Genomic DNA, 24060 nt, shown 5'->3' with positions numbered 1-24060 from the left:
CTTTTACCGGTCAGGATGCCGCATGGCTCTTTGCTGACTGAATTCAATCAGCAATCAAGTCTGCGAAAATGTCCATAAAGGCTAGCTGGGGATCACTATAAGATCACGCCGACAAACGGCCCCAGTCACAACCGAAGGGGAACAGTATGAAAAAATCCGTCCTTAAACTAACCGCTGCAAGTCTGGCCATTTGTGCCGGTCTTAGCGCGGCAAATGCTGAAACGCTCCGTTGGGCACGCGCAGGCGACTCGCTGACGCTGGACCCGCATGCGCAGAACGAGGGCCCGACCCACGCTTTGGCGCACCAGATGTATGAGCCGCTTCTGCAGCGTGACATGGAAGCAAAGATCATTCCGGCGCTCGCAACCAGCTGGGAGCCGACTGAAGACCCGACAGTTTGGGAATTCAAACTCCGCGAAGGCGTGAAATTCCATGGCGGCGAAGACTTCACCGCTGATGACGTTGTCTTCTCCTTCAAGCGGGCAATGATGCCGACTTCGGCAATGAAAGAGCTGCTGAACTCCATCAAGGACGTTCGCAAGGTCGACGACTACACGGTCCATTTCGAAACAAACGGCCCGAACCCACTGCTGCCGAACAACATGACGAACCTGTTCATCATGGATTCTGGCTGGGCAACCGATAACGGATGTGAAGCACCGCAAGACATCGCCAATGGCGGCGACAACCCGTGCGTTCGCGCAGTGAACGGAACCGGTGCATTTACTCTGGAAAGCCGCAAGCAGGATTCCAAGACAGTTCTGAAGCAGAACCCGAACTACTGGGGTAAAGGCGAGTTTCCGCTGGAAGTCACTGAAATCATCTACACCCCGATTCAGGAAGGCGCCACACGCGTGTCTGCGCTTCTGTCCGGCGAAGTAGATCTGATTCAGGACGTCCCGGTTCAAGATTTGCCAATCGTGGAAAAGACCGATGGTCTGAAGCTCAACACCGCAGCTCAGAACCGGACGATCTTCTTCGGCATGAACCAGGGCGCGGATGATCTCACAAGCGACACAGTCGACGGCAAAAACCCGCTCGCCGACAACCGCGTTCGCGAAGCGATGAACATTGCGCTGAACCGCCAGGCTATCCAGAAAATCGTCATGCGCGATCAGTCCGCGCCGACCGGTGTGATCATGCCTCCGTTCGTCAACGGCTGGACCGAAGCGCTGGACGCATATCCGGAGTATGACGTTCCGAAAGCAAAGGCGTTGATGGAAGAGGCCGGTTATGGTGACGGATTCGGTATCACGCTGAACTGCCCGAACGATCGTTATGTCAACGACGAAGGCATTTGTCAGGCTGCTGTCGGCATGCTCGGCCAGATCGGTGTCAAGGTTAACCTGGACGCAAAGCCGAAGGCGCAGCATTTCCCGCTGATCCAGAACAAAACCACCGACTTCTACATGCTCGGCTGGGGCGTACCGACCTTCGATTCCGAGTACATCTTCAACTTCCTGGCACACACCACGACCGACAAGCTCGGCTCCTGGAACGCAACCGGCTATTCCAATCCGGAACTGGATGCGAAAATTGCAAGCCTCGCATCTGAAACGGATCAGGAAGTCCGGAACGCCACGATTGCTGAAATCTGGGATACGGTGAAGTCTGAAAACCTGTACCTGCCGATCCACAACCAGGTCCTGAACTGGGGCATGGCTGACAAGGTCAACTTCGCAGTACAGCCAGAAGATCAGCCGCACTTTAAGTTCCTGACTTTTAACTAAGTCTCACGCTTTCGCCACCGTACCGGGTAAAGTTCATCCGGTACGGTGGCGATGTTTTAAGCTTGTCAGCCAAATGAGTTTTACGGTTTTATCCGCCAGCAACACTGTTGAAACATTGGAAAAACGGTAGACTCTGCGCATAACGCAAGTATAAGCACGTCCTTATCGGAAGACTTAGCAGACTGTCGCGGACGCCACAGTCTCTCGATTGGCTTGAAAAATGCTCGCATTCATCATTCGCCGCCTCGGCCAGGCACTTCTAGTCCTGATGGCCGTCGGTTTTGTTTCATTTGCCATGTTCAAATTCATGGGCGACCCCGTGGAGAACATGCTCGGTCAGGAAGCAACAGCTGCCGACCGCGCGGAGCTTGAGGAGCGGCTCGGACTGAATGATCCGATCATCGTTCAATATGTCCGCTACTTCCAACGCGCCATGTCTGGCGATTTCGGTGTTTCCTACCGCGTTGGCCTGCCAGTCGGAGAGGTGATCCTGGAGCGTCTGCCCGCCACGCTCGAATTGGCCTTTCTATCAGGTGTCATAGCGATATCACTCGGCTTCATGCTAGGGGTCTATACGGCCATCCGACGAGATGGGTATGTCGCTAACTTCATCATGACGGCCTCGCTGATCGGGGTTTCGCTTCCAACCTTTTTAATCGGTGTCTTCCTGATCTGGCTTTTTGCTGTCAACTTAGGCTGGCTTCCATCCTTTGGACGTGGCGACACACGCAGTCTGTTCGGCGTTGAGCTTGCAATTCTGACTGTTGATGGCTTTAAGTCGATGATCCTGCCAGCGGTGACGCTTGGTCTCTATCAGATGACCCTGATCATGCGCCTTGTACGATCTGAAATGCTTGAAGTGCTGAGGACCGATTACATCCGTTTTGCCCGGGCCCGCGGCCTTAGCCAAAAAACCGTCAATTTCGGCCACGCCATGAAAAATACGCTCGTCCCGGTGATTACCGTCACCGGCCTTCAATTCGGTTCGATTGTCGCGTTTGCGATCATCACCGAAAGCGTCTTCCAGTGGCCCGGCGTTGGCCTGCTCTTCATCAACGCAGTCAGTTTCGTCGATATCCCGGTCATGTCGGCTTACCTGCTGCTGGTCGCCGTGATTTTTGTGACCATTAATCTGATCGTCGACTTGCTCTACTTCACCATCGACCCGCGTCTCAGTGTCAGCAACAACTGAGGTCAAGAGGCATCATGGAAATCCAGACCCCAAAGGGCGCCTCAGCCCGCCCGGAATTCACCGAAGCTGTTGCCGTATCCAGATGGCAGCGCTGGATGGATTCCGACATTTGGCATTCATACAAATCTTCGCCCGTTATCATCGTCTCATCGATAGTGTTTCTTACACTTGTCCTCGGCGCGGTTTTCTCTCCAATTCTGTCGCCCTATACCCCTTTCGATCCATCAAGCCTTAACTTGATGAACGGCTTCACTAAGCCAATGGCGGCAAACGAGTTCACCGGCGATTATTTCCTCTTGGGGACAGATGACCAGGGACGGGATGTGTTTTCCACGATCCTATTTGGTTTGCGTATTTCACTGTTTGTTGGTGTGGTCGCGGTTCTTTTCGCAATGACCCTCGGCGTGGTCCTCGGACTTGTATCCGGCTATGTCGGCGGCTGGATTGATGGCGTCATCATGCGGATTGCGGACATTCAAATGACCTTCCCGTCCATCATGGTAGCCATGCTGCTCTATGGCATCGGCAAAGGCCTGATCCCGCCAGATCTGCGAGATGAGATGGCAATCTGGGTCCTGATCATCTCAATTGGCCTGTCAGAGTGGGTCCAATTCGCCCGCACCGTGCGTGGCGCCACTATGGTGGAGCGGCAGAAGGAATATGTGCAAGCAGGCCACCTCATCGGCCTTACGCGTTGGAGCATCATGCTGCGCCACATTCTGCCGAATGTGACAGGTCCGATCCTTGTGATTGCCACCATCAGCCTGGCTCTCGCCATCATCGCCGAAGCGACCCTGAGTTTCCTAGGCGTCGGGGCTCCAAAAACAGAACCGTCTCTTGGAACTCTGATCAACGTCGGCCGGCAATACATCCTGTCCGGTGAATGGTGGATCTTGCTGTTCCCATCCCTCACCCTTCTTGCTCTTGCGCTCTCCGTGAACCTCTTCGGCGACTGGTTGCGTGACGTTCTGAACCCAAAACTGCGATAGACACGTGTCAGATACTCCACTTCTCAAAGTCTCCGATCTCATCGTCGAGTTCCCGACCAGGAATGGTGTGCTGCGGCCTGTGGACCGGGTTGGTTTCGAGGTCCGCGCCGGCGAAATTCTCGGCCTTGTAGGCGAAAGCGGCGCGGGTAAATCCATGTGCGGGTCGGCTATTATCGGCCTCATAGACCGGCCGGGCCGGATCAGCGGTGGCACCATCCACTTAGACGGCGAACGCATCGACAATCTGCCTGAAGACCGCATGCGCCGTATACGCGGCAAGAAGATCGCCATGGTCTTCCAGGATCCGCTGACCAGCCTCAATCCGTTGATGACGGTCGGCCAGCAACTGATCCAGACCATCCGCACCCATCTTCCGCTCTCCCAAAATGAAGCCCGGGCAAAAGCGATTGCATTGCTTGAAGAGGTTGGTATTCCAGCTGCGGCAGCCCGGATCGATGCCTATCCGCATCAGTTTTCCGGTGGTATGCGTCAGCGCGTGGTGATCTCTTTAGCACTTGCTGCAGAACCAGAATTGATCATCGCGGACGAACCAACAACCGCCCTCGATGTCTCAGTCCAGGCTCAGATCATGGCGCTTTTGAAACGCCTATGCCGGGAACGGGGAACTGCCGTTATTCTGATTACCCATGATATGGGCGTGATTGCCGAAACAACCGACCGGGTCGCCGTGCTCTATGCCGGCCGGATTGCCGAGATTGGCCCGACACGCAATGTACTGAGCTCTCCGTCGCATCCCTATACTGTGGGATTGATGGCATCGACGCCGTCCACAACAGGCACGATGCACACCCTGAGCCAAATTCCCGGTGCCATGCCAAACCTTCGGGCCATTCCGAGGGGGTGTGCCTTCAATGCACGCTGTGACAAAGCAATCTCTGCCTGTTTCAAGGACATACCCATTCTGGAACCTGTCGAGGGCACCGAGGTGGCTTGCTGGCTCTATGATCCGGCCTATCAAACAATCAAAAAAGAGACATCCGGAGCGTCCGAATGACCGGTGAGACACCTTTGATCAGCGCACGAAGCCTGGGCGCAATATTTGATGTGTCCAAACCCTGGCTCAACCGGTTGCTGGCAATGGAATCCAAGCGGCTTCTCACGGCAGTCGATTCCGTGGACTTTGACATCCCCAAAGGCAAGACCTTTGCGCTTGTCGGCGAGAGTGGGTCTGGAAAATCGACCATTGGGCGGATGATCGTCGGGCTTCAGAAGCCAACCAGCGGCCAGGTTCTGATCGACGGCGAAGATTTCTTCGCTATCAAGGATCAAAAGCACAAATTGGCAATGCGCCGCCGCATTCAGATGATTTTCCAGAGCCCTTACGCGTCTTTGAATCCGCGCTGGAGGGTTAAACATATTATTGGCGAGCCCATCCGGGCGTTCGAACTGATGCCAGCTGGCGACATTGGCAAACGGGTCGAAGAATTGCTCGACCAAGTTGGGCTGGCGAAATCAGACGGCGAAAAGTTTCCGCATGAATTCTCCGGTGGTCAGCGGCAACGCATTGCGATCGCACGAGCTTTGGCGTCGAACCCTGAGTTCATCGTTTGCGATGAACCGACTTCAGCGCTCGACGTTTCCGTGCAAAGCCAGGTCCTCAATCTGATGAAGAACCTGCAACGGGAACTCGGTCTCACCTACCTTTTCATCAGTCATGATCTATCCGTAATCCGGTACATGGCCGATGAAATTGGTGTTCTCTATCTTGGCCGCCTGGTCGAAGTAGCAGACCGGGATACGTTGTTCGAAAATCCGCGCCATCCCTACACTCGAATGCTCATGGATGCCGCACCGCATATTGATGCTTTTGGCCGGACCGCCGATATCGTCTCAGGCGAAATCCCAGATCCGATCAACAAGCCGAGCGGTTGCAGCTTTCACCCAAGATGTTCGTTGGTGGAAGACGGTTGCCGTCAAGAACGCCCCGCAGTCAGGGAGTTCGGCCCTGAAAAGGCACGTGTCGCCTGCCACCTCTGCACCGCATAAGGAGCGGTGGCATAAAAACCTGATTGGTAAAGTGGGGTATCACAAACTGCTCACTTGCGTACATTTCCGCCGGAATGATGGTCCACTAGTCGGGGCGCCAGCATCAATCACATGCGAAATGTGCGGTCGCGACACGAAGGCTTTGTGACTAACAAAATGGCTGCGATCGCGCGTTTGGTGCAGAGCCTCTTTGGCAGTGTACTTCCTACGACTACGCTCCTCTTCGGCCTCATAGCCCCCACAAGCCAAAATTGCTCTGCATGTGATTTAAAGCGGAATGTGTCCTCCAAAGAGGCTCCTCCGCAATCATCTTAGAATGTTGACGGCGTGCAGGCGCTAACCACTTTACACGGCTCGCTTTCGGTGTTCTGAAACCGGTGCGGCAGCCGACTATCAAAATAATACGCATCCCCAGGCCCAAGAATTTGCGAGCGGCCATCGACTGTGACTTTCAAATGGCCTGAGATCACAACGCCGCACTCTTCACCTTCATGAGAGAGGGATGCCCGACCAGAATCCGTGCCCGGCTTGTATTCCTCCAGCAGCATCTGGATCTTACGGTTTTGGCGCTCACTCGCAATCAGGCGGTAGGCAACCCCAGCCGTCCCAAGGTTGCGGTGATCTTTCTTTGTAAAGAAGACCTTCTCTTCATCCCTAATTTCGAAGGAGAAGAAAAATCCCAGATTAACATCGATCCCCCCAAGGATCTTTTTCAAGAGCGCCACAGAAGGCTGTGTTGCACCCGACTCGATCAACGAGATAGTACCGCTTCCAACGCCTGACAGTTTGGCCAGCTTGCGCTGACTAAGCCCTTTTGCGGTTCGGATCACTCGCAAACGTTTGGCGGTCTCAAAATCAGATTTTTCGCTTTTCTGCTTCATATCGAAAGCACTTTAAGCAAGGGTGTATTGTTTTTCAATACGTTAAACTTTCTCAAGAATCTGGAGTGACGAACCACCAAAGCGTGTGGAACTATTGGGCATCGAACAGCTGCACATTTTGATGGAGGAGCCACAATGCTGCAGAGAACCAACACCATGGAATCGTTCTGGATGCCGTTCACGGCCAACCGTGATTTTCAAAATAATCCACGGCTGATCAAGTCCGCAGAAGGCATGTATTATACCAGCACCGAAGGACATAAGGTGATGGATGCAACTGCCGGACTTTGGTGTGTTAACGCCGGTCACAAGGATCCATTCGTCACCAAAGCCATTCAGGAACAAGCGCTTGAACTCGACTATGCGCCGAGTTTCCAGTTTTCGCACCCCAAAGCTTTTGAGCTTTCTTCACAACTCGCCAGTCTCATGCCGGAAGGCATGGATCATGTGTTCTTTACAAACTCCGGTTCTGAATCTGTCGATACCGCACTCAAGATCGCCCTGCACTATCACCGTATGCGTGGAGACGGTTCGCGGACCCGTTTGATTGGCCGTGAACGCGGATATCATGGCACCGGGTTTGGGGGCATTTCAGTCGGCGGTATTGTTTCCAATCGCAGACACTTTGGTACACTTCTGACCGGAGTGGACCATCTGCGCGATACACATGATCTAAAGCGCAATGCTTTTTCCAAAGGCTGCCCACAACACGGAGCCGAGTTTGCTTTTGATCTGGAGCGAATTGTAGGTCTGCACGACCCCTCGACCATTGCGGCAGTCATCGTCGAGCCGATGGCCGGATCAACCGGGGTCTTGCTGCCCCCCGTTGGTTACCTCAAGGCTCTGCGGGAAATCTGCGACAAACACGGTATTTTGCTCATCTTCGATGAAGTCATCACCGCCTTCGGCCGGCTAGGCGCAGCCACAGCAGCAGAATATTTCGAGGTCACGCCGGACATCATCACGACTGCCAAGGGACTGACCAATGGGATCATCCCAATGGGCGCCGTAATCGTGCAGAACAACATCTACGAAAGCGCGATGGAAAACTCTGACAGCCCGATCGAGTTGTTCCACGGCTACACCTATTCCGCCAGCCCGATGGCTTGTGCAGCTGCGCTGGCGGCACTGGAATCATATGAGAAAAACGACCTGTTTGCGCGGGCAGCCAAGCTTGCACCTCAATGGGAGAAGCGGATCCATGACTTGGCCGGTCTGCCGAACATCGTTGACATCCGCAATCTTGGCCTTGTCGGCGCAATAGAACTCGCTCCGCGTGATGGCGCTCCGGGTGCCCGGGGTATGGACGCTATGAAAAAGGCTTGGAACGCTGGCTTTATGGTCCGCGTTACCGGCGACATCATCGCTCTTTCACCGCCACTGATCATCAGCGAAACTGAAATCGACACCCTGTTTGACGGTCTTGCCGACATCTTAGGGGACTTGGATTGAGTTCATAGGCCGACTGCCCGGCTTGGGCTAACTTCGGCACCTGGCTTGAAACCGGCGCTATTGCGCCGGTTTGACCAAAACGACAAGAGCTAAAGAACAAGAACGAAGCTCTCTCTTCTAGAACTGACTGTCCCTCGCTCAATTCGCGGACAAGCGCCAAGAGCCAGATGATCACATAACGATTGTTGGGGCGGCTCCCGCCAAACCAGATTTTTAGCCCATCAGCAGACATACCAACACCCAACTCAAAAGCGGGTGGACGAGAGAATTGTAGCTGCGTGCACGTGTGCATGCGGCCCGCGACCTTTGCTGACTTCAGCGAAGCAAAGTCCTGCGGCAGGGCGCCGGCGGGACAAAAAATCCGAGGAGGAAACCCGAAATGATAGACAAACTCAGCAGACGTGCCTTTAGCGCATTGGGTGGTGCGGCGTTTATTGCAGCAGCCGCCGTTTATGCGCCAACCCCAGCAGATGCAAAAGAGCGGTTCATTCTCGCTCACGCCATGACAACCGATCACATCTTCCATGCGATGTCGGAGAAATTCCAGGATACCTTAGGTAAGGATTCCAATTTCCGCATTGCCTATCATCCAGGCGGCGATCTGGGCGACTGGACCTCGCTTTTTGAACAGTCCATGCAAGGTGTCGTTCCCATGTCCATGACCTGGGGGGCTTCGGAGTTTGACCAGCGGCTCGACCTGTCCTGGCTTGGTTACGTTGTGTCCAATTGGGAAGACGCCCGCAAGGTCTATGGTCCAGGCGGCGACATGCTCGATATCTACAACGACATTCTGCACGACATGGATGTGCATGCCATTGGCATCATTCCCACCGATTTCGGATCGGTCGTGATCAGAAAGGGCGTTGGTGCCAAACCGCTGGATCTACCGGGCGACGGCGGAAACTTGAAAATCCGCGTACCGCCGGTCTCCATTGCTGTTGACCGCTTCAACAACCTCGGTTTTGGGGCCGTGCCGATCCCGCTTGCCGAGGTCTACACCGCGTTGCAACTGGGAACTGTTGATGCCCGCGCCTTTTCGACTGCGGTCGAGACTTACAATCTGCGTGATGTGCTGGAAACAAACATCCTGACCAATGATTACTTTGAAACCGCCTTCTGGCTGGTGAACAAGGATTGGTGGGACGGACTTGCCGAGGAAGACCGTACGGCTCTGCAAAAAGCAGCCGACGACACCGTTCTGTGGTCCTGGGATGAAGCGGAAAGCAAGAGCAATGAATTTCTGCAAAAAGCCCGCGATGCCGGCATCGAAGTCATTGAATTGAGTGACGCGCAAATCGCAGCTGCAGCTTCTGTTGTCCATGAAACCGAATGGCCCGCGATGGAGGAAGTCGTCGGCCCGGAGATCATGACCAAACTGAAAAAGGCCGCTGGTCTGGAATAACAAAAAGCCATGGGCCCGCGATTGTGCGGGCCCTTTTCATTTCAGGGAGGACGAAATGGATAGAACGTCAAAACAGCACCCGCGTGATCCGGTCGAACCGGGCGCATCCTTTATTTATGACCCGGAATTAACCACCCCCGAACCACCTGAACATGTAACTGCCGTACCGGACGGCCCGGTTTCGGAGCGCTACGCTGCCTTTCTGAAATTCGAAAAGGTCTATGCTTCCATCCTGTCGAACGGGCTGGCCGCTTTCTCAATTGCTCTGGCCGTTTTGATGTTTGCCCAGGTGATCCTGCGTTACGGCTTCAACTCCCCCTTTGTCGGCATTGAGGAGATGGCGTTGTTGTTCGGTGCCTGGGTCTATTTTCCAGCCATGGCTTATGTCACCCGGCAGGGCGAGCATATTCACGGCGGTATCTTGACGCTGATCGTGACAAACCCGGCCATCATCCAGAGCATCAGACTGATCATGACGGTCTTCAGCATCATTGCGTGCGTGGTGTTTGGTTACTTCGCTATAAAATATGCGTTTTTCGAGATTGAGAAGGGCCGCCTCAGCTCCTATCTGCGCTGGCCCAAGGGGCTTTGGTCCTTTTCACTGGTGATCGGTTTTACAGGAACAATCCTGGCTTTGGTCATGCAAGGCGTGAACCAGTACGTCGCCCTGCAAATGATGAAAGAAGGGGAGACGGTTCAATGCTGATCTTTGCCATCGCACTTCTGATTATTGTTGTTCTGCTTTTGGCTGAAATGCCCATAGCTTTTGCATTTGGTATTGGCGCCTTGGTTTTCGGTATTGGCACCGGCAGCAATATCTCGTTCCTCATCCCCTACGCTTATCAGACCACCACCAGCTTCGCCCTTCTAGCACTTCCCCTGTTTGTGCTCGCAGGCACAATTATGGCGGAAAGTGGCATATCGAACAGGCTGCTGGATTTCGTCAATTCCATCGTCGGCAGGATCAAGGGAGGTCTCGGCGCGGTGACCATCGTCACTTGCGCCCTGTTTGGCGCGATCTCCGGATCGTCGTCAGCGGCGATTGCAGCCATCGGCCAGATCATGATCCCGCGAATGGTTCGGGAAGGTTATCCGGTCGGCCATGCAACAGCCTTGGTTGCCTGCTCATCGGTACTGGCGCTGATGATCCCGCCATCAATCCCAATGATCGTTTTTGCCGTGACCGGTGGCCTGTCAGTTGGGGCGGCATTTCTATCAACAATCATCCCGGGGATCATGCTGGCGCTCCTTTACATAGCGCTTAACTTTTTCTTCTTGCGCAACAACAACGACATTCAGGTGGAAGAAAAACTTCCCTTAGGCCAAGCCATATCCGGTGTTGGCCGATCTGGAAAAAAGGCGTTCTGGGCGCTTTTGATGCCCCTGATCATCTTGGGCACCATCTACGGCGGCATAGCAACACCGACAGAAGCAGCTGCCATTGCGCTGGTCTATGCCACGGTGGTTGGTTTCCTGATTTACCGCAGCCTGTCCTTCAAGGACTTCTGGAAGGCGACCAAATGGGCCGCAATCACAACCGGCTCGATCATCACTGTGCTGTTTTTTCTGTTCATGATGAGCCGATCCATGGTGCTGCAGCAGGTGCCCGGCCAGATTGCTGACCTGCTGCTTGATCTATCAGAAAACCGCATCTTGCTGCTCTTGCTGATCAATCTGGTGCTCTTGCTGATGGGTATGATCGTCGATGACATCTCAGGCAGCGTACTTGCCGCGGTTGTTTTGTTGCCCGTTGCCAATGAGCTTGGTATCCACCCAATCCATTTTGCAGCAATTGTGGGCACCAATTTGGGTCTCGGTAACGTCTCTCCGCCTTGCGCCCCGATGCTTTATATGGCGGCCGGTGTTAGCAAGATCACGCTCGACAAATATATCGGCATCACCCTCAAATTCCTCTGTCTCGGCCACCTGCCGATGGTGATGCTGGTGACTTTCTTGCCGGAACTGTCCCTTTTCCTCCCGAAAATGCTTATGGGCATTCAATAGGGATCTGTTGATGGCAAGCAAACCCCGCCGGAGCTGTCCGCTCCGGCGGGGCGTTTGTAAAGGCGCCTCGTGGCAACAGATCGGAGAGGCTAAAGATCCACCACGATTACATCATCCGGTTTGGCCGCGCGGGATTGGCACAAGATGACTGTATTTTCACGCTGGCTCTTTGACAGCACAAAGTCACGATGCTCAACGTCGCCAGACACCAGGCCGCATTTGCAAATACCGCAAATCCCGTCTGAGCACTTAATGTCGATTTGAATTCCGTTTTCTCCCAGCACCTCCGCCGCGGTTCGATCTGCAGGCACTTTTATTTCCCGGCCGCTTCGCGCCAGTTTCAACGTGAAGGCATGGTTTTCATATTCCGGCGTGTCTGGGACATTGAAGTATTCAACATGGCGTTCCGTTTCCTGAAAACCCGCATGCTCCGCAGCCTCCATTACGGACGACATGAAGCGTGCCGGGCCGCACGAATAAACATGAGCGCCGGGCGCATAATCTTTCAGGATTTCCGCCAGATCGGCGCGGGTGCCTTCATCGCTGAAATGCAATTGCACGCGCTCAGCCCACGGAACCGTTGCAAGATCGTTTAAAAAACCCGCATCTGCCCTACGGCTGCAGCAGTAATGAACTTCAAACTCCCCGCCGATCGAATGGAGCCGGTTTGCCATCGCGATCATTGGCGTAATGCCGATCCCGCCCCCCATGAGATAGGATTTTTTCGCTGTCTCCTGCAAAGGAAAATGGTTGATTGGACGAGAGATGAAAATCTTCCGTCCCTTGGTGAAGATCCGATGCAATAGCCTTGATCCACCGCGACCAGCCTCTTCTTTCAAAACTCCGATTTGATACTTGCTCAGATCGGCGGGATCGCTGCACAAGGAATATTGGCGCAGAAACTCGGGGGCCACAACGATATCGATATGGGCACCGGCATCCCACCTTGGCAAGGGAGTGCCATCAAGCGATGAGAACTCATATTTGGTCACGCCATCGGTCATGACTTCGACACCCGTCACCTCGACACAAATGACCGGCGCATCACCCGAAATCCTATACTCGTGAGCAAGGCCCTGTATTTCGTTTCGCTCCAATCGCGCCTTGTATTGTTCTGCGGTTATCAGTGCTTGATAAGCTTCGATCCCCTTCTCCCGCTCCATAGGAAACGGAAATGGCCAGGGGTGTGGTGCCAAGTTAGCCGGATAAACCGCAAGTGTTTGATCCTCGTATCTGAGGTCCAGGTCCTTTTGCAGTTGCCGAACGTTGACTTTTTTCGCCGCGCGATAAGCGCCATCAGGCGCATGCTCCAAGTCCCACCACCATTTCTTGACGAAGTTTTGTTCTCCGTTTCCAGCAATGTCGTCCAGCTTCGCCAGATATGGTGCCGCCTGCGGTACATTCATGGCGACCCAACGAAATGGCGCCTCCGAAAAAATGCCTTCAAGGTTCCACGGACATGTTTTCATACAGCGTCCGCACATGGCGCCACCCTGGTTGGTAACCCGGTAGGTTGTGCACTTTTGGCTGTCTGACTTCCAGATCTCATAGCCGTTGAACATCAGCTTCGGCCCCGCGGTAATCGCGCCGGACGGGCATTCACGGGCACACTTGTTGCAATTCTCGCAAAAGTTCTGCAATCCGAACGAAATCGGCTTGTCGTGCGCAAGTGGCATCGTGGTGGTAACGGCACCGGACTTCAAACGGGGTCCTAAGTAGGGATTGAGAATAACCTCACCAATACGACTGACTTCGCCAAGACCGGACAGCAGCAAGAGCGGCGGCTGTAGAACTTCACCGTCCATGACCGTATGGGCGCGCGCCGGATACCCAAGGTTCCGGATCTGCTTGGCGACGATGCTGCCAAGAACGGAAAATCTCAAATAGGCCCGCATGGATTGGGATACCGCAATCCAATCGTCTCCGGTCGCACCTTCCATCGTGTCGAACCCCTGATCGATCACCATGGATATGGCCTGGTCATGAGGTGGATCAATCTTTGCACCAGCCGCGTCATGGGAGTACCAGGCCCAGTCCGGGCAACGGGACAATCCAACCGCATCCACACCCAGGAAATACGACATAGCCTTCAGGTTTTCAGCATTCTCCTGTGCATTTGTGTGTTGACCCGCAAGCGCGGAGTTATGCTCGCCATCCTGGAGAAGGACGAAGGCACCGAGCGCCCGTCTTTGGGCCATCGACGGGGCTGACTTGCGTACATACTGACCGCCGGTCGCCCCCACTTGGTTCTTCTTGCCCATGTCGCCGAACAGAGCCCTGGCAAACATATCCGCCCGTTTGGGAACTCGCGGAACTCGTGCTTCGTCAATGAAGGTTGTTGGCGTATCGACCCTTTTGAGTTTTTCGAACGGATAGGCGCCATCGACATACCGGCGCTTTTGGAAGGGATCGAGTGTCCGCCCGCTCTTCGCTGTGCGATAGCCAAAATGCCAGGCCGGACCGTGCGTACGCAAAGTAGATTGCCGGTCCAGGCCGGCTAGAGGTGCGTCTTCTGCAATCTGAAAGTCGGTCGTGACGGCGGCAAGAGAAAACTCAGTCCCGATGTAGGGCGCGATCACAGCACCCCGTTGAAAAACTGCAAGACCCGAAGCAACGGCAAGCCGGTTCAGATCAACATCGCTGGTGGAGTGACTGTGTGCACAAGCCGAGTAGCCGAGCAGGCGCAAGTACTGCGCTAGCACAACTGCAACTTCCGCAGCCCGTAAGGCAGATCTGTGTTTGCCCGCTCCTTTCAACCATGTTTCACCGGGTTCACCTGAACGGACCTCACGAGGCGTTTGTACCGCGATTATCAATGCATGACTGTGATTGCTGATATCCGGCGCGGGGGCTTCCATTGCATCCCGCAAGTCCGCCATGATCATATCGATCCCGGACGCGAGCGACTTCGTCTGCGTTGTTTTCAACTTGTCGGCCAGAACACCAATGTCCGGATTTCGCAACGGATGATCGAGCAACATCTCCGGCCGGAGGGCGCAGGTTGCCATCATCGAGGCATCGGCGAAATACCCAAAGGCTTTCAGATGGTTCTGGCGCTCCAACAAATCACCGGGCACCTCCGCCTGGGTCTCGTTGATGACACCGTCTCGCAGAGCGTCGAGCATTGCTTGTGCTTCACTCATTGCGTTGATGATGCTCTCGGGCCGTGCCTTCTTCTGGAAGCTCATGCCCTCGAAATCCCGCAATGCAGATAGGTCAGCGAGTTCTGAAATTCTCGCCAAACGCTCCAGTGGGAACGGTCCCAGATGAGGCGCCCGGTTTCGATCAGAAAACAACTTCATCCGCGCTGCCACGCGCACTTAAGATGCTGTCTGCAACCTGGTTTTACGACGTCGTTTGTCAAATCTGTTTCCTCCCCAAGATATCGCTTTCAAAGCCGCATCAGCTGGATGTTCTCGCCCTCAGTCATTTGGTCGATCACTGTCATGAACAGCTCGTAGCTGTCCTGATCCACTTTGCTCGAGAAGTGATCGTTCAACTCACGCACCAGAACGTGGCAGAGTTTCATTTTCTCCGTCCCCAATTCGGTTAAATCCACTTCAGTGAAACGCTTGTCATCGTCGATCCCGGTGCGCCGAACCAATCCACGTTCTTCCATGGTATTGAGCAGCCGTGAGATGGCCGGCCGGGTAATGCAGATGTAATCCGCCAATTGGGAGGGAGTGGTAACGTTTTCCATCCCAATCCCGCGAAGGGCGCACCACATCAACCGTGTCACTCCGTGTTCAGACAATTGCGATTCCAGACGGGTTTCCATGATCCGCGCCAAACGGGTGACTTTGAAGCCGATACGTTTGTGCAGTGTGTATTCGCCTGACATGCCTGCCTCTTCCTTAGCTCGAACCAGAGAGATGTGCCGCAAGCTATATAATTAACAATGTTAATTACTAATGTTAACTATCCATTTGATCAAGGCTGAGTGTACTCCAGAGAAAACCAAAACCATGCACCCGCGGAGCTAAGATCCTTAAGTACCCAAATTGGGCGCTGCCAACTCAGTCCGAAGACTAGGCGAGAAACAAATGAGAAATCTGTGGTGCGTAGAGCGCGTCCACCGCAGTCGCGGTTGCCCCCAGTGCGACTGCTGTTACCCCGGCCTCACCGATCATGATCCGTTCAACCTTTTGTCCCGTGCCGAAAGGACGCTCTGGCAGAGGTGAGGCTTTGGATAGCAATTCCCGGAGAAATGCCGGGGCGATTATCCCCCCAATGATGATTGCTTCCGGATCCAACATCATATCAATCACATCGATCAATTTCCAAAGATGCGGAGCAACTTCTGACATCCAATCGAGAATTACTGGATCCCGTTGTTCGAAAAGTGCCTCGATCTTAGCAACAGACGTATGATCTGTCGGCTCAAGCCCCAACCGTTCGCATAAGGCATTTATCGAGAGGTATTTTTCGAGACAGCCTCGACGCCCACAGGTGCAATTCGGACCGGCCGGATCGACGCAGATATGCCCAACCTCGCCCGCATTTTTGGTTGCGCCTGAATACAAAGCACCGTTGAGAATCAATCCTGAGCCAAGTCCCATGCCGAACTGCACAAAGGCGAAACTGCTGAAGCTTTGTCCGAGGCCATAAACGTGTTCTCCGAGAGCTGCAGCAGAGGCATCATTTTGAATGACAACCGGAAGGCCCAATGTGGTCTGCAATTTGGCGAGATTATCTGGAGCTCCGAACTCTGAAAAAACCGTGGCATCAAATCCCTCCGAGATCTCCTCCTCAGAAAGAAATGGGCCAGGAGCCGCCAATCCGACCCCAAATACTTTTTCACAAAGATCTGGTTTGTCCTTCCGGAACTGATTTGTCAGCTGCACAACGAGGTTGTTGGCAGCCGTTGCTGATGCCGGCCCCGATGGCAAGACGGCAGACCGCTGCCAGACAATTTGCCCGAAAAGATCACAAGCGATCGCAACAACAGAGAGCCGGTTGACGTGGAACCCAAGGCTGAACGCATGATCTGCTTTCAGCTGCACCTTCATACCCGGATGACCCCGGCCGACGGCTTTGCTCGCCTGCATTGTCACTACACCACGGCTTTCCATATCCGCCACAATGTTTTGTACGGTCTGGCGGGAAAGCGATGTAATTTCAGAGATTTCGGTGCGGCTAACAGGGCCGCGTGTCCGGATGATTTCAAGGACGACCCGATGGTTGTGCAGCTTTGCGCGCTTGAGGTTTGTACCGCTGGTCCGAAAGGCCACCGACGAAAAAGATGTATCGTTCATCCTTCTCGCAAACCACATTTTATTTTTTATATCAATTTGACAAAATAAAAAATCCACATAGGATGCCGCTCGCCAGATAAAAACCGGAGGGCAAAATGAAGACGATTGGAAAACTGTTTGTCGGGAGTGTTCTGACAGCCTTGTCACTGTCATCGTCGGCTTTCGCCGATACAACTCTGAACGCTTTGTTCATGAGCCAGGCCGCCTACAGCGAGGCGGACATCAAATCGATGACCGAGAAATTTGAAACAACAAATCCGGGCATCAAAGTCGACTTGGAATTTGTGCCTTATGAAGCGCTCCACGACAAGATTGTCGCCGCGGCCGGCGCTGGAGACAACGGCTATGATGTCGTGCTTTACGATGTGATTTGGCCTGCGGAATTCGCGTCCCGCGGTTTCCTAACAGATGTCACAGACCGCATTCCGGCTGATTTGACCGGGCAGATTTTCGACGGCGCCTGGACCACCGTTGAGTACGGCGGAAAACGCTATGGCATGCCATGGATCCTCGACACGAAATACCTGTTTTACAATTCAGAGATGCTTGAAAAAGCCGGAATCTCCGCACCGCCTAAGACGTGGTCGGAACTGGCAAACCAGGCAAAAACCCTCAAGGCCAAAGGCGTGGTTGAGTATCCGCTCGTCTGGAGCTGGTCCCAATCAGAGGCCATGATTTGCGACTTCACAACCTTAACCGCGGCAAATGACGGAGCGTTTTTCTCCGAGGGCGAGCCTGCTTTCACTGCAGGTGGAGCGCGGGACGCGGTTGAATTCATGAAGATGACCTTGGATGAAGGTCTGACCAACCCGGCATCACGTGAATACTTTGAAGAAGACGTCCGTCGGGTATTCTCAAACGGAGAAGCAGCGTTCGCCTTGAACTGGACCTACATGAACGCCATGGCGAATGATCCGGCGGAAAGTAAGGTTGCCGGCAAGGTTAAAGTCGCTCCAGCCCCCGGCGTCGACGGAAAGTCCTCTGCGTCCAGCGTGAACGGATCGATGGGCCTCGGCATCCCGTCTAACAGCCCGCATGTTGAAGAGGCTTGGGCATTTATTTCCTTCCTGACTCAGAAAGACATCCAGGATGACTATGCAAAGTTAAGCCTGCCGATCTGGAAAGCGTCCTACAGCGAACCCAAGGTGCTGGAAGGTCAAGAAGACCTGATTGCTGCTGCAGAACAAAGCATTGCGGTCATGTATCCGCGCCCGCTTGTTCCCTCCTACACCGAAGTCTCCGACATCCTTCAGAAGAACATTCATCAGGTCCTGCTGGATCAAGCCAGTGTTGATGATGCTCTGAAAGCGGCGGCAGATCGCGTGAAGCGCATCCGCTAATTCTGACCGCTGTTTTCAAGGAGACACGCTATGCACGGCCGACGCCAGAAACGAGAAAAATGGATCCTTCTGGCGCCGGCCGTAGCGGTTCTTGGAACAATCACCCTTTTGCCTCTCGCAAACACGGTTTGGCTGAGTTTCACAGACACGCGGATTTCGGCTCTACCAACACCGGTGCACTTCATCGGGCTTGAGAATTATATCTTCGCACTCACAGACCCTGATTTTCAGGACGCGTTGCTACGCACCCTCTACTTCACGATCGTATCGGTGGGACTGGAAGGTGTGCTCGGCGTCGCAGCCGCAGTATTGCTCAATCAGAAATTCCGCGGACAACTCCTTCTAAGAGCTCTGATTATTCTCCCTTGGGCTGTGCCGACAATAGTCAACGCGGTCGCCTGGCGGCTGATATATCATCCGGACTATGGCGCCCTGAATTCCTTGCTCTTTCAACTGGGGCTCATCAGTGATTACCAAAGCTGGATCGGCAATCCAGCGACCGCGCTTAACATGGTGATCTTGGCCGATGTCTGGAAGAACTTCCCACTTGTTGCCTATGTCGCGTTGGCAGCCTTGCAAACTGTTCCAGGCGACCTTGAAAAAGCTGCCGCGGTTGAAGGCGCCAGCCCGTGGAAACGGTTTTGGACGATCACGCTGCCCTGGATATCAGGCCCGTTACTGGTCGTAATGGTTTTACGGACCATTGAGGCATTCCGAGTCTTCGACATTGTTTATGTGATGACCGGCGGCGGTCCGGCAGATTCAACTAAAACCGCAAGTTTTTACATCTACCAAGAGTACTTCAATTACCTCAGAAGCGGCAGCGGTGCGTCTTATGCCGTGTTGCTAGCAGGCTTAAGCGCCGTTCTCATTCTCTTATACTACACACGGGCAAAGCGCCAAGGACAAGGGGCTGCAGGATGAAACGTACTGCTCCCCAGACAGCTGCGATTTACGTCTCTGCAGTCATGCTCGCCAGCTTCACAGTTGCACCGCTTTTATGGCTTGTGGTCATGAGCGTTAGCGCTCCAACCGACTTGACTGAAGTTCCCTTGCGCTGGATCCCCACAGAATTTGACATTAGCCGGTACGCGGCATTGCTGGATATCGACGGCGGCAGCGGTGAACGGTTTCTCTACGCACTCCGGAATTCATTGTTGACCGCAGGCGGAGCCACGTTTGCCGCAGTGATCCTTTCTATTCCCGCGGCTTATGCTTTTTCGCGGCGAAACGCATCGATGGTGCTTCTGTTTGCGTTCCTGGCAACAATCATGATGCCGCCAATCACTTACATTCTGCCGCTCTATTCGACCTTCAGCAAATTCGGAATGTTGAACCATACCGCTACACTCGTCATCGTTTACACAGCCATGTTGTTGCCATTCGCTACCTGGCTGATGAAGGCAAACATTGACGTACTGCCGGTTGAAGTCGAATTGGCTGCGTTCATGGAAGGCGCAAGCACGGCCTATACCGTCCGGCACGTTGTTTTGCCTCTAGCACTTCCAGCCATAGCCGCAACAGCGATGTTGTCGTTCCTGGTCGCCTGGGATGAGTTTTTCTATGCCCTCATTTTCACCAACGATCAAAGCGCCAAGACGCTTCCTGTTGCTATCGCAGATTTCTCCGCCGGCCGGGTCACGGATTACGGCGTGATCGCATCGGTAGGGGTTTTAGCGACACTTCCTCCGGCGCTCCTCGCGATCTGCTTCCAGAAATTTATCGTCTCCGGCCTCGTCGCCGGATCCGTAAAGGGCTGACGCCTGACAAGACAGCGTTGAAGGACGCAATTCAGAACATGGCTTTGGATCAGATCTTAAAGATCGACAAGCTCGCGAAGAAGTACGGCGACGTTGATGTGCTAAAAGACATCAATATTTCGATGAAACAAGGAGAGTTTCTCGTCCTTGTCGGACCATCGGGATGCGGAAAGTCGACATTGCTGAGTTGCATTTCCGGTTTGACCGAGACGTCGTCTGGGGCAATTCACATTGCTGGTACCGACTGTACTTATGTCGAGCCATCAAAACGGGATATCGCCTTGGTTTTCCAATCCTATGCGCTCTTCCCCAACATGAGTGTTGAGCGGAATATCGGCTTCGGTTTGGAAGTTCGAAAAGTCCCTGACGCGATAAAGAAGCAGAAAGTTACAGAAGTCTCCGAGCTCCTGAAGATCGGACATTTACTGCAACGCCGACCTGCTGAGTTATCAGGTGGCCAGCGGCAACGTGTGGCCATGGGCCGCGCTCTAGTCCGTGATCCAAAACTGTTTTTATTCGATGAACCCTTATCCAATTTGGACGCAAAGTTGCGCGTGACTATGCGCACAGAAATCAAAAGAATTCATCAGCAGACAAACGCGTCGATAGTCTACGTCACTCACGATCAGATCGAAGCGATGACACTGGCAACCCGCATTGTCGTACTTAAGGATGGGATTGTTCAGCAGATTGGAACCCCGCACGAAATCTATAACCAGCCGGTCAACACATTCGTAGCGGATTTTATGGGGTCGCCGGCAATGAACCTCATGCGCGGAACGGCTCACCGGTTGTGTGATCACATCCGTTTGGAAATTAAGGCGGAACAAGGCCCTGATATCATTCTTATCGACAAGGAGACCCCTCCCGACCTCCTACCGTCTGAAACAAGCGATCTCATTATCGGTCTCCGCCCGGAAGCCATATCCGATAAATCGCCGAATGAACGGCCAAACCTTCAAACCGCGGACTGCCTGCTCGAAGTTGTTGAACCAGCGGGGGCTGACACCTATGCCGTGACCAATCTTGGCGGCACTGAAGCTATTGCCCGGCTGTCTGCCGATGCACGGCCAAAACCCGGAGATTTGGTTCCGATTACGTTCGACCTTTCCAAAATCTCATATTTCGATTCATCCTCCGGAAACAGACTATGATGAACTCTATCGGCCTTGCAGCGGATATCGGCGGCACAAACGCGCGTTTGGCTTTGGTGGAAAACAATGAGGTGCGCAGGGATAGCATTGTCCGGTACGCCAATTCTGAATTCCCAACACCCGAAGCTGCGATCGCATCCTATCTCCGTGAAATTGGTCAGAAAGGCTGCTCTCAGGCGGTTATTGCTGTTGCCGCGCCCATCGAGGGGCCTTCCGTTGAAATGACAAACCACCCCTGGACACTGAATTCCAGCAGCATTGGGCGTGTCCTCGGCAGTGCTGAAATCCGTTTTATCAATGACTTTGAAGCCCTTGCCCATTCTCTCGGCAAAATCGAACCGGAACGGATCAAACCGGTCCTAAGCCCTAAGGCTGCGGCGCCAGACAAGGCCTCAAGACTTGTGGTTGGTGCGGGAACCGGCTTCAACGCAGCGCCCCTCTATTTCAAGGCGAACGGCCTCATCGTTGGCGCAGGGGAATGCGGTCACAGCACCCTGCCAGCGACGTCCTCAACTGAGCTTGATCTCTGGTCCTACCTAGCCAGAGGCCGGGGCCGGGCGTCAGTGGAACGTGCCCTATCCGGCAACGGACTGCGGGAGATTTATGAATGGCAGTGCTTGCGTTCTGGAACGGCCGCTGCACCATATACTTCTGCCGAGATCGCCCAGCGCGCAGGAGAAGAAACCGATCCGAATTGTGTAGCCACTGCACGCCAGTGGGTGACCCTTCTTGGACGGGTTGTTGGAGACCTTGCTCTTATCTTTCTCGCCCGGGGTGGAATTTTTCTCACAGGTGGTGTCACCCGCGCGCTATCTCAATTTCTGGACGGCCCGGATTTTAAGACCGCTTTTTGTGCCAAGGGGCGTCAGTCGAAGCTCGTCTCGGAAATTCCTGTTCACCTGCTCGACGATGACTTCGCCGCGTTAAGCGGTTGCGCTGCGCAAATGCGTTAATCGCTGCAACCGTCTCCAGACTTTCGTCTGCTTCAATTTCTTAGATTGGAAAACCGCTCATGCCCAGCGATCAATCAACTCAGATGGCGACGGAAATCGCTGAAATTCCCGCAATGATCGAGCGCCAGCTGACGGAAGGACTGGAACAGTATTGGCAAACCGGCGCCCGCTGGCGAACCATAAACCTCCATGGGTTCGTCACATGCGCACGCGGAACGTCGGATCACGCCGCTACTTTTTTTAAGTACATGATGGAAACTGCAACCGGCCGCCCTGTCGCCTCGATCGGTCCGTCTGTTGCGTCAATCCACGATACAAAACTCAAGCTAGATGGATTTGTCTCCCTCGCTTTTTCTCAATCGGGCGGAAGTCCTGATCTGGTTGCATTGCAAAAGGCTGCAGCAAAGGGCGGCGCCGATACCGTCGCCATTCTCAACGAAACACAAAGCCCACTTGGCGCCACCTCTAGAACTGTCCTCCCGGTCTTGGCCGGACCAGAAAGGGCCGTTGCCGCAACCAAATCTTTTGTTGGAATGCTGGTTGCTTCGCTCTGCCTGGTCGCCGGCTACACAAACGATGTTGATCTGAAAATGAGCTTGGGTTCCCTTCCGGATCTGACCCGATTGGCGCTGGAGAGCAACTGGTCTCATGCTGTAGCACCGGTCGCTCGCGCCAATTCCATCTATTGTTTGGGTCGCGGTACAAGCTTGGCAGTTGCCGCTGAAGCTGCGCTCAAGTTGAAGGAAACCTGCCGGATCCATGCCGAGGCCTATTCGGCGGCGGAACTCCTGCATGGACCAATCGTTATTGCAGACAGAAAACTTGCCGTATTGTCTTTTGACAGCGGCATGGCGGCTTCGGCCTCTGCCCATGTCGCGGAAACCCGATTGGTCAAAAACGGAGCGAGCGTATTCTCGGTCAATGGCCATCATGGAAATCTACCGCTGAATTTGCCTGATGGTGTAACTGAGCCGGTTTTGCCCATACTCCAGGCAGTGGCTTTTTATAGTTTTGTCGAAACCCTTTCCTGTCTCCTCGGCGAAAACCCAGATGCTCCTGAAGGTCTGCTCAAGGTAACGGAAACCGTCTAGAGAGACTGAGCGTCTGCTCTGAGCCGACGGCACTCAAAAGCCTTTGACGATCCGCGACAGTTTGAATTAAAGGGAGCTGCGGCTATCTACCGCTATTCTAGCGAGACCCAAAGAATCTTTGCATCTTCTTTGCTTGTGGAAACACAGCCATGTCCCATACCACTGTCGTAATAGACTGAGTCACCGGCTTTCAGCTCGAGTGGACGGTAATGTTCGGTGAAGAATGTGAGTTCTCCGCTGATCACATACATAAACTCTTCGCCCCGGTGCCGGACCCAAGCCTCATACTCTGAGACATCCCGGGCCTTGACCGTGGCGATGTAAGGAAGCATGCGCTTGCTGGTCAGCTCTGTGCAGAGCAACTCGTGGCTATAGGTTGGTGTTTCCTGCTTTTCCCCCTGCCCCGCCAGGGTCACGTCACGTCGGCCCGAGATATCGTTCGGTCCACTTTGGACAAACAATTGCGGCGTTTTGAGATCCAGCGCTTTGGTCAGCCGGCGCACGATATCAAAACTCGGCCGCGTCTGGTTGTTTTCGATCTTGGACAGAGTTGACCGGCCAATGCCCGCCGCCTTGCCCGCCTCTTCGAGTGTCCACCCTTTTTGGGCGCGCGCTTCCCGGATCATCTTGCCCAGATGATCGTGATCTTGTGCGTCGATGACCTCGTCATCCTTGCTTTGCGAAACCGGTTCCATCTTCCGCCTCTTAGGTCCTCCAGCGTATTTCGCACACTCCCGAAACACCGTCAAATTTCCGCCAAACTAAACTTTTGTTGCATTTTGAGGATAATTCCCCTATTGGAAACTTCAGGAGACAAAAGGGAACTCATCCCCTTTTTGGGAAACACGTT

The 24060-nt window shown here is 53.9% G+C and carries 20 protein-coding genes; 15 read left to right on the top strand and 5 right to left on the bottom strand.

Annotated features, from left to right (window positions below):
• Positions 1-146 precede the first annotated feature (146 nt).
• From ACOOFE_RS05005 to ACOOFE_RS04985, 5 genes are all read left to right on the top strand, one after another.
• Positions 147-1730, top strand: coding sequence for an ABC transporter substrate-binding protein (locus tag ACOOFE_RS05005; protein ID WP_420413937.1), 1584 nt, complete (start codon positions 147-149; stop codon positions 1728-1730).
• 220 nt (positions 1731-1950) lie between these two features.
• Positions 1951-2922 carry an ABC transporter permease gene (locus ACOOFE_RS05000; RefSeq protein ID WP_141185413.1) on the top strand — a complete coding sequence of 324 codons (972 nt, stop codon included), beginning with the start codon at positions 1951-1953 and terminating at the stop codon, positions 2920-2922.
• A gap of 14 nt (positions 2923-2936) precedes the next feature.
• A complete protein-coding gene (locus ACOOFE_RS04995) occupies positions 2937-3911 on the top strand; it encodes an ABC transporter permease (protein ID WP_209010999.1) in 975 nt (324 codons plus the stop codon).
• A 4-nt stretch (positions 3912-3915) separates the two neighbouring features.
• Positions 3916-4926 (top strand): ABC transporter ATP-binding protein, encoded by a 1011-nt coding sequence (locus tag ACOOFE_RS04990; RefSeq protein ID WP_420413936.1) that lies wholly within the window; start codon positions 3916-3918, stop codon positions 4924-4926.
• Positions 4923-5918: an ABC transporter ATP-binding protein gene (locus ACOOFE_RS04985; RefSeq protein ID WP_420413935.1), complete on the top strand. Its 996-nt coding sequence runs from the start codon at positions 4923-4925 to the stop codon at positions 5916-5918. The genes ACOOFE_RS04990 and ACOOFE_RS04985 overlap by 4 nt, the downstream gene beginning before the upstream one ends.
• Before the next feature lie 311 nt (positions 5919-6229).
• On the opposite strand, the gene ACOOFE_RS04980 is transcribed toward ACOOFE_RS04985, so the two are convergent.
• The gene (locus ACOOFE_RS04980; protein WP_420413934.1) at positions 6230-6799 is read right to left on the bottom strand and encodes a cupin domain-containing protein; all 570 of its coding nucleotides are present in this window, start codon (positions 6797-6799) and stop codon (positions 6230-6232) included.
• A 135-nt stretch (positions 6800-6934) separates the two neighbouring features.
• Between ACOOFE_RS04980 and ACOOFE_RS04975 the strand changes: the two genes are divergently transcribed.
• From ACOOFE_RS04975 to ACOOFE_RS04960, 4 genes are all read left to right on the top strand, one after another.
• On the top strand, positions 6935-8251 hold the full coding sequence (locus ACOOFE_RS04975) for an aspartate aminotransferase family protein (protein WP_420413933.1): 1317 nt from the start codon (positions 6935-6937) through the stop codon (positions 8249-8251).
• Between the two features lie 379 nt (positions 8252-8630).
• Positions 8631-9653 carry a TRAP transporter substrate-binding protein DctP gene (dctP, locus tag ACOOFE_RS04970; RefSeq protein WP_420413932.1) on the top strand — a complete coding sequence of 341 codons (1023 nt, stop codon included), beginning with the start codon at positions 8631-8633 and terminating at the stop codon, positions 9651-9653.
• Between the two features lie 55 nt (positions 9654-9708).
• On the top strand, positions 9709-10359 hold the full coding sequence (locus ACOOFE_RS04965) for a TRAP transporter small permease (protein ID WP_420413931.1): 651 nt from the start codon (positions 9709-9711) through the stop codon (positions 10357-10359).
• Complete coding sequence (locus ACOOFE_RS04960) at positions 10353-11657, top strand: TRAP transporter large permease (RefSeq protein WP_420413930.1); 1305 nt, start codon at positions 10353-10355, stop codon at positions 11655-11657. Before ACOOFE_RS04965 ends, ACOOFE_RS04960 begins: the two co-directional genes overlap by 7 nt.
• Before the next feature lie 89 nt (positions 11658-11746).
• On the opposite strand, the gene ACOOFE_RS04955 is transcribed toward ACOOFE_RS04960, so the two are convergent.
• The 3 genes from ACOOFE_RS04955 to ACOOFE_RS04945 all read right to left on the bottom strand — a co-directional run bounded on the left by ACOOFE_RS04955 (position 11747) and on the right by ACOOFE_RS04945 (position 16912).
• Positions 11747-14959, bottom strand: a complete 3213-nt coding sequence (locus ACOOFE_RS04955; protein ID WP_420413929.1) for a 2Fe-2S iron-sulfur cluster-binding protein — start codon at positions 14957-14959, stop codon at positions 11747-11749.
• An 89-nt stretch (positions 14960-15048) separates the two neighbouring features.
• Positions 15049-15498, bottom strand: coding sequence for a MarR family winged helix-turn-helix transcriptional regulator (locus ACOOFE_RS04950; RefSeq protein ID WP_420413928.1), 450 nt, complete (start codon positions 15496-15498; stop codon positions 15049-15051).
• A 187-nt stretch (positions 15499-15685) separates the two neighbouring features.
• A complete protein-coding gene (locus ACOOFE_RS04945; protein ID WP_420413927.1) occupies positions 15686-16912 on the bottom strand; it encodes an ROK family transcriptional regulator in 1227 nt (408 codons plus the stop codon).
• A 95-nt stretch (positions 16913-17007) separates the two neighbouring features.
• Between ACOOFE_RS04945 and ACOOFE_RS04940 the strand changes: the two genes are divergently transcribed.
• From ACOOFE_RS04940 to ACOOFE_RS04915, 6 genes are read left to right on the top strand one after another with little or no spacing between them, the layout of a single operon-like run.
• A complete protein-coding gene (locus ACOOFE_RS04940; protein WP_420413926.1) occupies positions 17008-18252 on the top strand; it encodes an extracellular solute-binding protein in 1245 nt (414 codons plus the stop codon).
• A gap of 30 nt (positions 18253-18282) precedes the next feature.
• Entirely contained in the window at positions 18283-19176 is an 894-nt protein-coding gene (locus ACOOFE_RS04935; RefSeq protein WP_420413925.1) for a carbohydrate ABC transporter permease, read from the top strand.
• Positions 19173-20012 carry a carbohydrate ABC transporter permease gene (locus tag ACOOFE_RS04930; RefSeq protein WP_420413924.1) on the top strand — a complete coding sequence of 280 codons (840 nt, stop codon included), beginning with the start codon at positions 19173-19175 and terminating at the stop codon, positions 20010-20012. Before ACOOFE_RS04935 ends, ACOOFE_RS04930 begins: the two co-directional genes overlap by 4 nt.
• Positions 20013-20050: 38 nt before the next feature.
• Entirely contained in the window at positions 20051-21166 is a 1116-nt protein-coding gene (locus ACOOFE_RS04925; RefSeq protein ID WP_420413923.1) for an ABC transporter ATP-binding protein, read from the top strand.
• Positions 21163-22119: a glucokinase gene (locus ACOOFE_RS04920; protein WP_420413922.1), complete on the top strand. Its 957-nt coding sequence runs from the start codon at positions 21163-21165 to the stop codon at positions 22117-22119. Before ACOOFE_RS04925 ends, ACOOFE_RS04920 begins: the two co-directional genes overlap by 4 nt.
• A 59-nt stretch (positions 22120-22178) precedes the next feature.
• Positions 22179-23210 (top strand): SIS domain-containing protein, encoded by a 1032-nt coding sequence (locus tag ACOOFE_RS04915; protein ID WP_420413921.1) that lies wholly within the window; start codon positions 22179-22181, stop codon positions 23208-23210.
• Positions 23211-23302: 92 nt separating this feature from the next.
• On the opposite strand, the gene ACOOFE_RS04910 is transcribed toward ACOOFE_RS04915, so the two are convergent.
• Positions 23303-23905, bottom strand: coding sequence for a helix-turn-helix domain-containing protein (locus ACOOFE_RS04910; RefSeq protein WP_141185397.1), 603 nt, complete (start codon positions 23903-23905; stop codon positions 23303-23305).
• Positions 23906-24060: the final 155 nt, after the last annotated feature.

The sequence above is a fragment of the Roseibium sp. genome, assembly GCF_965216085.1.
Taxonomy (GTDB): Bacteria; Pseudomonadota; Alphaproteobacteria; order Rhizobiales; family Stappiaceae; genus Roseibium.
The sequence above is the reverse complement of the archived record's forward strand: the minus strand, read 5'-3'. Positions and strand labels throughout refer to the sequence as shown.